This is a genomic window from Bacteroidales bacterium (assembly GCA_013141385.1).
Classification (GTDB): domain Bacteria; phylum Bacteroidota; class Bacteroidia; order Bacteroidales; family Tenuifilaceae; genus UBA8529.
The window spans coordinates 92,248-105,943 of record JABFRB010000026.1; the positions used below are offsets into that span (position 1 = coordinate 92,248).

General features: G+C 40.4%; 9 protein-coding genes. 7 read left to right on the plus strand and 2 right to left on the minus strand.

Features of this window, described 5'->3' with window-relative positions:
* Positions 1–40: 40 nt before the first annotated feature.
* From HOO91_15845 to HOO91_15865, 5 genes are all read left to right on the plus strand, one after another.
* The gene (locus HOO91_15845; GenBank protein ID NOU19029.1) at positions 41–919 is read left to right on the plus strand and encodes a xanthine dehydrogenase family protein subunit M; all 879 of its coding nucleotides are present in this window, start codon (positions 41–43) and stop codon (positions 917–919) included.
* A gap of 7 nt (positions 920–926) precedes the next feature.
* Positions 927–1,385, plus strand: a complete 459-nt coding sequence (locus tag HOO91_15850; GenBank protein ID NOU19030.1) for a (2Fe-2S)-binding protein — start codon at positions 927–929, stop codon at positions 1,383–1,385.
* A 2-nt stretch (positions 1,386–1,387) separates the two neighbouring features.
* Positions 1,388–3,730, plus strand: a complete 2,343-nt coding sequence (locus HOO91_15855) for a xanthine dehydrogenase family protein molybdopterin-binding subunit (protein ID NOU19031.1) — start codon at positions 1,388–1,390, stop codon at positions 3,728–3,730.
* Between the two features lie 125 nt (positions 3,731–3,855).
* Positions 3,856–5,043, plus strand: coding sequence for a CoA transferase (locus HOO91_15860; protein ID NOU19032.1), 1,188 nt, complete (start codon positions 3,856–3,858; stop codon positions 5,041–5,043).
* A 7-nt stretch (positions 5,044–5,050) separates the two neighbouring features.
* Positions 5,051–6,346: an amidase gene (locus HOO91_15865; GenBank protein NOU19033.1), complete on the plus strand. Its 1,296-nt coding sequence runs from the start codon at positions 5,051–5,053 to the stop codon at positions 6,344–6,346.
* Positions 6,347–6,518: 172 nt separating this feature from the next.
* Here HOO91_15865 and HOO91_15870 read toward each other — a convergent pair whose 3' ends face one another.
* Positions 6,519–7,343 carry a 4-(cytidine 5'-diphospho)-2-C-methyl-D-erythritol kinase gene (locus tag HOO91_15870; GenBank protein ID NOU19034.1) on the minus strand — a complete coding sequence of 275 codons (825 nt, stop codon included), beginning with the start codon at positions 7,341–7,343 and terminating at the stop codon, positions 6,519–6,521.
* A 149-nt stretch (positions 7,344–7,492) separates the two neighbouring features.
* Positions 7,493–8,134: a hypothetical protein gene (locus tag HOO91_15875; GenBank protein NOU19035.1), complete on the minus strand. Its 642-nt coding sequence runs from the start codon at positions 8,132–8,134 to the stop codon at positions 7,493–7,495.
* Positions 8,135–8,850: 716 nt separating this feature from the next.
* On the opposite strand from HOO91_15875, the gene HOO91_15880 reads away from it, so the two are divergent.
* Positions 8,851–9,456 (plus strand): hypothetical protein, encoded by a 606-nt coding sequence (locus HOO91_15880; GenBank protein ID NOU19036.1) that lies wholly within the window; start codon positions 8,851–8,853, stop codon positions 9,454–9,456.
* A 30-nt stretch (positions 9,457–9,486) separates the two neighbouring features.
* Positions 9,487–12,792 (plus strand): hypothetical protein, encoded by a 3,306-nt coding sequence (locus tag HOO91_15885; protein NOU19037.1) that lies wholly within the window; start codon positions 9,487–9,489, stop codon positions 12,790–12,792.
* Positions 12,793–13,696 lie beyond the last annotated feature (904 nt).

Sequence of the window (13,696 nt, forward strand, 5' to 3'; positions counted from 1 at the left end):
GCTATAACTATAACAAGATTAAAACTTAACTCCTCACATTATGGCAATCCCTTACGAATTTGCCTACGAAAGGCCAGAAACCGCTGAGCAAGCGATTAAACTCCTCGGGAAGTATGGTAAAAATGCCAGAATCCTAGCCGGAGGAACTGATTTGGCCAACCAGATGAAGCAGGGCTTTCGGGTACCTGAAATTCTCATTGATATTAAAAATATCAAAGAATGGGAAGTCATCAAGATGGTTAATAATGAGCTTCATATAGGTTCTTTGGTCACTTTTAATGACCTTAGAAAATCTCAACTTATTAGAGAAAAACTGAATATTCTATTCGAGGCGGCAGGTCTTGTAGCATCAACAGGGGTGAGAAACAGGGCTACAATGGTGGGGAATATTTGTTCGGCTGTAGCTTGTATGGATAGTGCTGCTCCGCTTCTTGTTCACGAGGCTGTAATTCATACCATGAGCATCGATGGAGAAAGAGCTATTCCTATCCAGCAATGGTTTATAGATAATCGCAAAACAGCGATTCAAGACAATGAACTTGTTACACATGTTTCTATTCCTATTCCGGAGAAGAAGTATGCAGGTGCATATCAAAAGATGATGAGATATTCAGGCGAGGATCTTTCACAATCAAACGTTGGGGTTTTGGTTCTATCCGATAACAAATATCATGTAGCTTTTGGCTCGGTTGGTCCAATTCCAAAACGCTCCTTGAAAATTGAAAATCTTCTAAACACTAAGGGCATATCAAAAGAGACCATAGAAGAAGCCAAAGCCATGATTGAAACGGTTATTGCTCCAATCACTGATGTTCGTGCAACCAAGGAATATCGTATGCACATGACCAAAGTTATGTTCGAAAGGGCTTTAAAATCAGCCGTTGAGCGATTTAAACAACCTAAGTTAATTACACAGTAGCATTGCTATGAAAAAAATATCCTTTAAACTCAATGGAGAAACAAGGTTTCTTCACGTTGAACCCAATGAAACATTACTCGATGTTTTGAGGGATAGAATGGGGGTAAAAAGTCCAAAATGTGGTTGCGACAATGGCGACTGCGGAGCTTGTACTGTGATGCTCGATGGAAAAACAGTTCGAAGCTGCCTTATCTTTGCAATCGAAGTTGATGGTCATGAGATATCAACTCTTGAGAATATATCGAAAAATGGATTATCACCTTTACAAAAGGCTTTTTTAGAAAAAAATGTTTTTCAATGTGGTTATTGCGCTCCCGGAATGATATTATCCGCTACCGAATTAATTACTAATAATCCGCATCCTTCCGAACATGAGATAAAAGAAGCTCTTGCTGGCAATTTATGCCGTTGCACGGGCTACACTCCAGTTATTGAAGCCATTCTTGAATTAACCAAAAAGGACTAACTATGAAGGCATATAAATACATAGGTCAATCTGTTGTTAAGGTTGATGGTAAAGAAAAAGTATCAGGAGCCGCATTATATACCGATGATTTGGAATTTGGCCCAGATTTGCTGTATGCCGAAGTGGTTGAAGGCCCACATGCCCATGCCATAATCAATAGCATTGATACTTCTGAAGCCTTAAAAGTACCTGAAGTTCTGGCAGTAGTTACTGGAAAAGATTTTCCATTCAACTTTGGTCTTTACATGAAAGATCGCTTCATATTTGCTCAGGACAGAGTTCGTTTTTACGGTGAGCAGATTGCAGCAGTAGTGGCACGTACACCACAAGCAGCTAAAAAAGGTGCTCAATTGGTAAAGGTAAATTACACCCCACTACCCAAAATATTGAATCCACTTGATTCAATCAAAGAAGGAGCAGAATTGCTTCACCCAGAATTAAAAAATTACGAGCATGTTCCATGGTTCTTCCCTAAAGCCGATACCAACATCGCACATCATCGTAAAATTAGGAAAGGGGATGCTGACAAAGGGTTTGAAGAAGCCGATTATGTACTCGAAGATACTTATGAAGTTCCACGCTATTCGCATTGTGCTATCGAATTTCATGCTGCTGTAGCTAAATACGATCACTCGGGAAGATTGACAGTATGGGCATCATCACAATCGCCTCATACACAACGAAATTTATTTGCTCAAGCACTGGCTCCACTGGGTATCCGTCACAACGATGTAAGGGTAATTGCACCCCATGTGGGAGGCGGATTCGGCTCCAAAGCCGGTGTTACCATGGAAATTATTGCGGCAGCAATTGCTATGAAAGTACAAGGGCATCCTGTAAAGGTTATGTGGAATCGTGAGCGAGAGTTTTACAACACCTATCAACGTTTGGGCGTTGTGGCAAAACTAAAAATTGGAGTTAAAAAGGATGGAAAGATAACCGCATTAAAACATGATCTATTTTGGGATGCTGGGGCTTATGTAGAATATGCGGCCAACGTTGTTAATGCTGTTGGACTTTCAGCTATTGGCCCTTATAATGTTGAAAATGCCTCTATTGATTCATACTGTATATACACAAACCTTCCTCCAGGTGGACCTTACCGTGGGTTTGGGTATTCCGAATTTCTTTTTGGGTTGGAATCACACATGAACAGAATTGCTGCTCATCTTGGTATAGATCCAATTGAAATTCGACGCAGGAATATTATCAAAGAAGGCGATCTTACCGCCTATGGTGCACACATGAATCCAAATGGATTGCTACAAGCCATTGATAAAGTGGCCGAAGAAATCAAATGGAATGAAAAACTGAAATCCAATGATCCTGACATTGCTCTAGGTAAAGGTTTTTCACTTTTCTGGAAAGCTCCAGCTATGCCACCTAATGCATCCTCATCATGTTTCTTGAAGTTTAACGAAGATGCAAGCATCAACTTACTGGTATCGGGAATGGATCTTGGTCAAGGATTTTTGACTGTAATGGCTCAGATAGCTGCAGAAATCCTTTCTGTTCCAACTAGTAAAATTCGAACCGAAAATCCAGATACCGATCGAAATCCATACGAATGGCAAACTGTTGCATCACATATAACATGGGGTTGCGGAAATGCTGTTAGAAAAGCAGCCATTGATGCCCGTGATCAAATTTTCTCGCTAGTCTCAAGAACCAAATATTTACCCGTTGATACTTTATACCTCGAGGATGAAAAGGTAAAATGCACAACACATCCAAAATTCGCACTTGCTCTAAAGGATTTCATTATTAATGGAATACAGATGGAGGATGGTACCTTTAAGGGTGGACCTGTGATTGGACGTGGAGTTTTTATGCCTGAATATTCATCCACCAATGCTAATCCTGAAACAAGTCAGGGTGGACATCCAAATGTTCATTATACAGTTGGTGCTGCTGCTGCAATTTTAGAAATTGACATTCAGACTGGGAAAATGAAAGTGCAAAAAGTTGTAGAAGCAGTTGACGCTGGGAAAGCGCTGAATCCAAGTTTGGTAAAGGGTCAAATAGTGGGAGGTATTTTACAGGGCATTTCAACAGTGTTATACGAGGAGATGAAGTTTGATCATCGTGGAAAATTGTTGAATCCTAATTTTACTGATTATAAGATCCCAACAGCACTTGATATTCCTGGCGAAATTGTTCCAATTATTGTAGAAGTACCTCAACCCGATGGGCCTTTTGGTGCTCGAGGCGTTGGAGAACACACCATGATCCCAATTGCTCCTATGATTGCCAATGCAATTGATGATGCACTTGGAGTAAGAATAAAAACGATGCCAATTACTGCCGAGAAAGTGTGCCTAGAAATATTGAAAAAAGGGAAATAAAAAAGAAACAAATATGCCCTTTTAATAGTTGACTATCATATTTTAAAAAAGAATAGTAATCGTTTTTTTCAGCGATAATGTGAGAAAAACTTTTACTATTCTTTAAATATTAACACCTTGAATAAATGAGACCCTTAGAAAATATTAAAATTCTTGACCTAACCCGAGTACTCGCTGGACCATTTTGTACAATGATTTTGAGTGATCTCGGTGCGGAAGTTATTAAAGTGGAAGTGCCCGAGACTGGAGATGATGCACGCTCTTTTGGACCATTCAAAAATGGTCAAAGTTTATATTTTCTAAGTATCAACCGTGAAAAGAAAAGCATTTCATTGAATCTTAAGTCAAAAAGAGGTAAAGAAATTCTAAAAGATCTAACTAAAAAAGTAGATATTATAATTGAAAACTACCGACCTGGCACTATGGAGAAACTGGGCTTGGGTTACGAAGACTTAAAAATTGTAAATCCAAAATTAATCTATGCCGCTTCATCAGGATTCGGTCATACCGGCCCAGATTCCACAAAGGCAGCTTACGATATTTTAGCTCAAGCTATGGGAGGAATCATGAGTATTACCGGTTGGCCCAATACCCCTCCTACTCGTGTTGGAATGTCGTTGGGAGATATTTCAGCTTCATTATATACAGCAATTGGCATTCTAGCAGCCCTACATCAAAGAAATAGTACAGGGCTTGGTCAAAAGGTGGATATTGCGATGCTTGACTGTCAGGTTTCCATGCTCGAAAATGCCATTACCCGGTATCAGGTTGAAAATAAATCACCAGAACCTCTAGGTAACCGACATCCAACTATTACACCATTTCAGGCTTATAAAGCCAGTGATAGCTACTTTGTTATTGCTGCTGGGAATGACATTCTTTGGCAAAAACTATGCGAATCTATTGGTCGCCCCGAGCTTGCTAACAGCGAAAAGTTCAAAAGCAACCCTCTACGCACCAAAAATATTGAAGAGATGAATTTGGAACTAGAGAAGACACTTGTTTTGAAAACTGCCGACGAATGGTTAAAGATAATTGATTGTGCCGGAGTTCCTTGTGGTCCAATAAACACCATCGATAAGGTTATGGAAAATCATCAGGTGAAAGCTCGTAATATGATTGTAGAGGTAAAGGACTCAAAGGCAGGAACCATAAAAATTGCTGGCAACCCAATTAAAATGAATTCAGTTGAAGAAAAACCTGACCGTAAGGCAGCTCCTGAAATTGGTGAACACAATACAGAAATTTATTCCCAAATGCTTGGTTTGAACTCGGTTGAAATTAGCAAACTAAAGGAAGACGGCATAATATAAAAACTATATGAAAATCTTTAATCTCTCGCTATCAGAATCGATTAATGCTATACAAAATGAAACTATTGAAGTTGAAGATCTCATTAACTCAATCTGTGACCGAATTGATCGTTTAGAACCATTAATTCACTCTCTGATTCCTGAAATAGGAAGAAGAAATAGACTGCTACGTGAAGCCCGAGATTTAAAACAGAAATATCCCGACAAAAATAAAAGACCTATTTTATTTGGAATTCCTATTGGGGTTAAAGATCTTTTTAGGGTTGACGGATTTCCAACCCAGGCAGGATCTAAACTTCCCACAAATTTATTTGAAGAACAAGAATCATCCGTTGTTACAGCATTAAAAAATGCAGGAGCATTAATCCTTGGCAAGACAGTCACCACCGAATTTGCTTATTTTGAGCCAGGACCAACCTGTAACCCTCACAATTTGTCACATACTCCCGGTGGTTCAAGTAGTGGTTCTGCAGCAGCAGTTGTATGTGGTCTCACCCCTCTTGCTCTAGGTACCCAAACAATTGGCTCAATTACCCGACCAGCCTCATTCTGCGGAGTGTATGGCTATAAACCCAGCTATAAAAGAATTTCAACAAACGGTGTAATTCCATTTTCAGTTTCTGCTGATCATATAGGTTTTTTCACACAAGACTTGCAAGGTATTGAAATCGTTGCCTCGCTTCTCTGTAATCATTGGAATCCAGCCACTAAAACTTCTCACCAAAAACCCGTAATTGGAATAGCGGTTGGAAGCTATTTAGAACAATCGAATGATGAGGTACTTAGTTTATTCGACGAGAAAACTAAGCAATTGGAACAATTGGGTTTTAAAATAGTAAAGGTTGATACTTTTGGCGATATTGAATCCATCAATAAAGCACATAAAAGTATGATTGCGGTTGACTTCTCAAAGGTTCATGAAAAATGGTTTGAAAACTTCGAAGGTCTTTATCGCGAAAACACTAAAAAACTCATCATCGAAGGAAGAACAATTACAAAAAAAATATATCAAGATGCTTTAGCGGGAAGAGAAATGCTGAGAACGCAATTGGAAGTTATAAAATCAATAAATAAAATTGACATTTGGCTCTCCCCTTCTTCTTGCAGTGCAGCCACTGAAGGACTCGATTCAACAGGAAGTCCATTAATGAATTTACCATGGACTTATGCCGGATTGCCTACAGTCTCAGTTCCTGCTATGAAAACTTCTAATCACCTACCTATTGGATTACAGTTTGTTGGCTCTTTTAATCAGGATGAGGACTTAATTGCAAAACTAAAATTAATTGTGCATTTCTTATGAATTGAATCTTGTGATTAGTAGTTTAATGTCAACTTGATGTAAGGTGTCATCCTAAGCGAGGCAAAGGATCTAATTACCTAGAGACTAGATGCTTCACTTCGTTCAGCATGACAAAGCAAACAATCTAACACTATACTTAGGATCAATATGTTATGCTTACATCGAACTCACGTTAGTTTATCTCCTGATAAAAAGTGTAATAATCACTAAAAACGTCAGCGTAATCTGGTTTAGATTTAAATAATCCGAATACAGTTGAGCCACTACCCGACATGGCAGAATACATAGCCCCCATTTGGTACAATCTATCTTTTATTATGCCAATTTCAGGGTAAAGTGCAAATACAATTTTTTCGAAATCGTTTACTACAACACCCTTCCATTGTTCCGGGCTATTAAAGATAGTTTTCGGAAGATTATAAACCGAAGGTTTTGGGTTAGAATGAGAGTATGCCTTACTAGTATTAATATGTATACCAGGGTTTACCATCAAAATATGATAACCGCTTAAATTTAATTCAATTGGGTTTAAGATCTCGCCTCTTCCAGAAGCATAACATGTTTCGTTTAAAATAAAGAACGGACAATCGCTACCAAGTTTCAATGCAACCTCCAGCAGTTTTTCTTTTGAAAGAGGATTTTCCGAAATTTTATTTAAACCAGAAAGAGTAAATGCACCATCCGATGAGCCACCACCAAGTCCAGCCCCAAAAGGAATTTGCTTATGTAGATGAATTGCAACTGGTGGTAATTCCATGTATGATGATAGAAGATTATAAGCTTTCACACAAAGATTATTCTCGCTTGGCTCATTAAGCATCAGCCCTGTTTGCGAAAACCGAACCCTCAGCTCTTGATTTGGGATATGTACTATCTCAAGAATATCACATAATCCTTTTATAGGGAAGAAAATAGTCTCGATATTATGGAATCCATCTTCTCTGCGGGCAACAATATTAAGCCCAATATTTATTTTAGCGTTGGGGTAAAGTATCATCTCAAAATCACATAAACTAATTAAACGATTCCGTAATCGGGGGAGTTATAACCAATTTTCTTATCCCACGATATATTTTTTCAAACTTACAAATTAATTCGATTTTCGCATCATGCTTAAACCAAGTATTACAGACAAGCGATTCAAGTCTAATTACTTAAAGTAATTGTGATATGCTCGCTTTCAGAACCATTTCCATCCTTATCAAAAGCAGTAACATACCATTTACAAATCCCAACTGGAAGGTTTAGGCTTTTAGTTGTAGATTCTTTAACTTCATATTCTGTTGCATTTACATTAAGAATGTAAGTGATGTTTTCCAGTCCTCCATCGTCAACAACTACACTCCAAATAAATTCGATATTTCCTGCTTTTGTATCCATTTTCGGAGAAATAATAATTGGAGTAGATGGTACAGTACTTACAATGGGGTTACTAACCGTGCTGAATCCCCAAACACCACTGACCGTTTCATTCTTACCATCACTAGCAATTATTTGCCAATAATATTTTGTAGATGTGGCTAGCTCTTCGCTAAAAGTAAAGTCGGTTGCGGACAAATTTGACGCTTTTACCTCTAAAGACGCAGCAGAATTTCCAAACTTCAATGTATAAGCATAAGTCCCAATATGAAGTACAGTTTCCCCTCCTAATGAATGAGGAATAATTATATCTTTTTCTGTTGTATTCTTATAATCTGTAATAGTTCCATTGCTAAACTCTACATCACTTAATGTAAGAATGTATTGAGCTTGTGACCCCAATGGGAATGCTAAAGCTAATAGTAACAAAAATCTTCTCGTTTTTTATTGTTTAATAAATTAACAAAACAACTATTCGTTTCATGCTTGTCTGTAATGTTATGCAAGTTGGCTGCATTTGGGCGGTTGAAACTATTTTCATGTCCCAAGCAAGTAAAGTAAGCGAAATGTGTTGAACCTACCAAATACATCATCAGCACAATTGAAACCGAGCGTTTTGTGGGAGTTGGAACTAATAACGTTCAGTTCTATGTAATCGTTTATTTATCTGGTTCTTTCAGTAAGTACACCTACAAACTCCACAATAGAGAAACACTATTTCTTTTGGTTATCATCCCAATGAGTACGAATTCGTTTCTCATACTTAGATAACATTTCTAAGAGCATTTTTTTTGAAAGAAGGGGTATGTTTCGCTAACCTATGCATAACCCAATAATTTTAACTTTTTACTTACAGCCTTTGACGAACAGAACTTAAATTATTATCCTAGACAGCCAATAAAACTACCAAAAAACGTTAAGAACTCCAAAGCGTCATCAACCAAACATTTATTCTTGCATATTGTGTATATTAATTGTACATTAGCTACTAAATAATATATTATAGTGATTGTATTATTCACACTTCGAAGTCGAAGGCTTCAGAGGTAAATTAACTATTCTTTTTCGTTAAACTTTAAAAACAAGGAGGCACAGCTATGGTAGTGAATCGAAAACGAAACAGAAGTTTCCGCCTGATATTAGACATGCGACAGTACTTGTACGTCGCTATCCTATCGGGCTTTTTTATTATCAGTGGATGTCGGACTAAGACACCTACTCCAGATGGCTTCAAACCGCAGTCGGTTATCGACATTTTGCGCATTCAGCCTTTCCAACTGGAGCAGTCATTTAAATATGACTGGCAGAGCGATCATCCAGATGTTAAATCCGGCCTGTTGGTGGTGATAAAGGTTGACCCCAAGATGGTGATGCCGAAAAACGTACTGGAACCGGTATTATATGCCGGAAATCACACCGTTCAACGACTCAACCAAGGGAATGAATCCGGTTTTGTTATCGGAATCATCCCCGAGCAAATCGATCTATCGAAAGAACCCTTATGGTTTGGCACACCGGATTTACCGGAAAGAATTGACGCAAAAATGATTGCGAGTGAACTTACCAAAGCCAAACGTTCAGGTATTTCGGCCCTAAAATTATCCGATATTAAAAGCCGAACCAAGGAAATGATTGCTGCTCCTGACCTGACCACGCTTTTACGCAAAAATGCTGGAGATCTAATACTAGAATTCTCACCACAGGAAAAACATATTGTTGAATCCTGGCGATTACCCGTTACCGGTAAATAAGATAAACGCTAAAAAATTAAAAATGATATCATGAAACCCATCCAACATAATCTAAGGACATTTGGTTTAGGTTTGATTGTTTTAGTCAGTTTACTTACTGAACATTCCGCTTTGGCGCAAGTAACCAAAACCGAACTCGCCGGCAATTCGATTAGTGTTTATCCATATTTTGAATATGTCAAGGCAATCAATGTCAATCGCAATGTCGAAATTGCTATTGATCCAACACGTTTTCCTACTATTGGAGGTCTAGTGTGTGATATTTATATCGTTGCCTCGAAAAAGACAAACGGGTGGAACGCTAACAATACCCTCACAGATGTAACACTGGGCGGCAAGATGACAGTAACTTTTAGTAACACTAATATTCAAAGTAATACGTTCGTAGTTGCCAATGCGGGCGAACTGAGTGCCAATGCAGGGCTCGGCCTCGGGGTCGGCTATGATGTTGTTCTAGATTTTAATCAAAATGGCCTGCTTGACGGGAACGACTTTATTGACGGACGCAATAATGAGGCCGGCTTTTACATGGTTCACAATACCACCGCCCCCGGCCCAGAGGCGGTCACAGAACTTACCTACAATATCAATGCAGCCGTTGCGACTAGTTTCGGAATTCCTGGCGGATTTGAGGGGCAAAATCTATTCTTCCCTACCAATGTCGCTGGCGTTATAGCCGCAACCGGTAAAAACCTGCCCTTAATCATTGTATCCCACGGCAACGGACACTGGTATGAAAATTATAATCATATCGGGAACCACCTTGCCTCTTACGGTTATGTGGTCATGAGCCACCGCAATAATACGGGCCCAGGAGTCGTCACTGCTTCGACAACCACACTTGGTCATACTGATGCGCTAATCGATCAGATTAATGCTGGCGCCATTCCAGGCGCAGGTGCGTTGACTGGAAATATTGATGTCGACAGAATCGTTTGGATCGGGCATAGCCGTGGAGCGGAAGGGGTGGCGATCGCCTATGACCGAATGTTTGATGGCACATACACTCCAACTTATTTCAACATGGTTGACATCAAATTAATCAGCAGCATGTTGCCAACCGATTTTCAGGGTACTAACACGGCTAATCCACATAACGCAAATTTCCATCTCTGGACAGCATCTGGCGACTCTGATGTCGACGGATCAGCGGGTTGTGATTTGTGCCAGACTTTTCACCTCCATGACCGCGGAACAGGCAATAGACAATCAACCGTTGTACAAGGGACAGGTCACGCTTGGTTTCATAACGGCGGAGGTTCTAGTTGGTTTACCGGCCCATGCCCCATCGGTGAGGCCAATACACACCTGGTGCAGCTTGGCCATTTCCTGCCTTTGGTAAAGCGTTATGTAGATGATAATATTCCGTCAATAGATTTTTTGACCCGGCAATATGAGAGCTTCCGCCCAATTGGTGTTCCAACTGGAGACCCCTGCATTGTTGTAACCCATGAATACCTTGACGCTTCACCTAATACTCCATCCAATCCGCAAAAAACGATTATTATCGATGATTATCAATCCCAGTTTGCTACAGGGATCAGCAGTATTGGATCACCGGTATCCTTTGACGTATCCAACGTGACTGAAGACCGATTGGATGACAATAATTCAGATTTTGCCTGGACTTCCACCGATCCATTTAATGGTGCAACACAGGCAAGTGCGACTGACTTGAGTCGCGGTGTCGTTTTTGACTGGACTGGGAATAATCGGTTTTACGAATGGGAGATTCCAGTCGGAGAGCGCAATTTCACGGATAATCTGTTTTTGTCTTTTCGTGGTGCCCAAGGCACCCAGCATCCGAATACATTGGCGGTTCTGAGCGACCTAACATTTAAGGTAACTCTTAGAGACGGGCAGGGCGTTCCAGTTTCGAGTTCTATCAGCATAGGCGCATTTGGCGGAGGGCTTGAACAACCGTATCAACGCTCTGGCGGTTGGCATAATGAGATGGAAACCATCCGTATTAGGTTAACCGACTTCCTAAATAATGGATCGGGCCTGGACTTGACTGATATCGTTGCGATTCGTCTAGACGTAGGGCCCGCAAACGGATCGTCGGAGGGTCGTATTGTGATTGACGATGTGATGCTCAGCAATGACCGCGCTGTCTATGATATGAGCGACAATGGCGACCCGCATATCAAGACCGTTAACGGTATCAATTATGATTTCCATGGTGCTGGTGAATATACGCTGCTTAGGGACGGTATGGATTACGAAATCCAAGTACGCCAAACCCCAGTTACTACAGCCAATCCTCTTGCCAATGGTTATACAGGCCTGAGCAGTTGTGTGGCCGTAAATACGGCCTTGGCAGCCCGTGTGGGGAATCACCGCATCAGTTACCAGCCTGATGGGCCGGTGCAGGAACAGGAAACCCGTATGCGGTTGCGTGTTGATGGTATCATACAGGACATTGAGGCTCTGGGCACTGTTAATCTTGGCGTTGGTGGTCGTGTCTCAAAGACTGCGAGTGGGAATGGGATTGAAGTGGACTTTCCAAATGGATCCGTAATGGTTGTCACTCTAGGCTGGTGGAGTGCACATAATATAGCCTATCTCAATATCAGCGTGCTTAATACGCCGGCAACTGAGGGAATAGCGGGGTTAATTGAACCCGGTCAGTGGCTGCCAAGCTTGTCTAACGGCACCTATCTAGGCCCAAAGCCGAGCAATTTATCGGATCGGTATAAGCAGCTCAACAAAACATTTTCAAAATTCTGGCGTGTAAGCAGCAAATCTAGCCTGTTTGATTACGCTCCCGGCACCTCCACTGCGACCTTTACAATCGAGGGATGGCCTTTTGAGAATGCAACTTCCTGTAAACTTCCCGATATGAACATGGTCAAGCCTATTGAACGTAAGGAGGCCGAGCAGATCTGTAGTAGAATCATTGATCCGGATAACCGCAAGAACTGTGTAATGGATGTGGTTGTAACAGGAGAAATCGGATTTGCGAAAACTTATCTTCTGGCGCAAAAACTGGAGCTGGCCGGCACCAAAACCGAAATTTATCCGGCACGTAAAGTCACTAAAGAAGGCGATCCCGCCACCTTTGTTGCTGTCATCAAACGTACCCTCACCGGTCAACGGCTCACCTATGATGAAAAGAAACAGCGCGACGGGATAGGCAGTGTACAGTTCTACTTTAACGGCGAACCTATAGACAAACCGGTAATTATCAACAACTTTGGAGAAGCGAAGTGGACTAGCCCGAAACTCAAGGCTGGCAAATATAGGGTCAGTGCTAAATTCCTGCCGGTCAAAGGCGATGATAGCAATTTAGCCAGTCAAAGCTTAGAACTAGTGTACATAGTTCGAGGACACTAGGAATTTGGAACTTAGGTAAGTGACTAATTTAACGTCAGTTCGATATAAGAAACAATGTATTAACCTATATTTCAATTTTATTTGAATCAATGGAACCGAGCTTGCTAGTTCGATGAAGTAAAGAATGGAAGATACAAGCAAAAATCCAACCTCTTGATTTGACTTCGTCGAGTTCCGGTTGACTTCGTCGATCCCTGCGGGATTCGCTCCGGTTCCATTGTTCCATCCATAAATATTGTATTTGTAAATATTTGTTTATTATATTGTTAATGCGACTTCTTATATCGAACTCCCGTTTAACTAAGCTCCTTCGTTCCGCTTAGCATAACAGGGTGAAATTCCTCTCTTCATTCAAAGCCGAACCCACAAGTTTGATGAAGCAGATAAGATTTTACTTCAAGCTAAGGTTATATTATCGCAAAATGCGATTAGATGGTTTTTGGGTTTAAGCTGGTGTGTTTATATTGATATATTTATTCCTTGCTATCCGATGAAATTTTGAATGGCATCTGTTTTAGAATGTATATTCATTACAAAACTCTGTCAGGGTTCAAAACCCTGACAGAGTTAAACAAAGGATCTTCATTAACTAACTTGGCGAAAACTTGGCGTTCTTGGCGTGAACCCCGAGATTACCTCCTAGTATTGGAGTATCGCAAATTGCGATAGTTGGGATGCGGTGGCGTTTGGCCTATTTACCGCTGGGTTTTGTGTGTAGATAGGATTATCAATTGGAACTATAGGGCTAAAACTGACAAGAAAGGATGTCAAAAAAAGTTATTGAGGTGTTTATTTAAATACTATTATTAGATTTGCATTCTAACCATAGAACGCATGAAGTTTACAGGGGAAAACATAATAGAATTTTCAGGCAGGTTTAAAGACGACTTTTCGTGCTTGGAGT

Bases quoted from the DNA above. Each gene is read 5' to 3' on its own strand.
- HOO91_15845 (NOU19029.1), top strand. From the start codon at position 41: ATGGCAATCCCTTACGAATTTGCCTACGAAAGGCCAGAAACCGCTGAG.
- HOO91_15850 (NOU19030.1), top strand. From the start codon at position 927: ATGAAAAAAATATCCTTTAAACTCAATGGAGAAACAAGGTTTCTTCAC.
- HOO91_15855 (NOU19031.1), top strand. From the start codon at position 1,388: ATGAAGGCATATAAATACATAGGTCAATCTGTTGTTAAGGTTGATGGT.
- HOO91_15860 (NOU19032.1), top strand. From the start codon at position 3,856: ATGAGACCCTTAGAAAATATTAAAATTCTTGACCTAACCCGAGTACTC.
- HOO91_15865 (NOU19033.1), top strand. From the start codon at position 5,051: ATGAAAATCTTTAATCTCTCGCTATCAGAATCGATTAATGCTATACAA.
- HOO91_15870 (NOU19034.1), bottom strand. From the start codon at position 7,343: ATGATACTTTACCCCAACGCTAAAATAAATATTGGGCTTAATATTGTT.
- HOO91_15880 (NOU19036.1), top strand. From the start codon at position 8,851: ATGCGACAGTACTTGTACGTCGCTATCCTATCGGGCTTTTTTATTATC.
- HOO91_15885 (NOU19037.1), top strand. From the start codon at position 9,487: ATGAAACCCATCCAACATAATCTAAGGACATTTGGTTTAGGTTTGATT.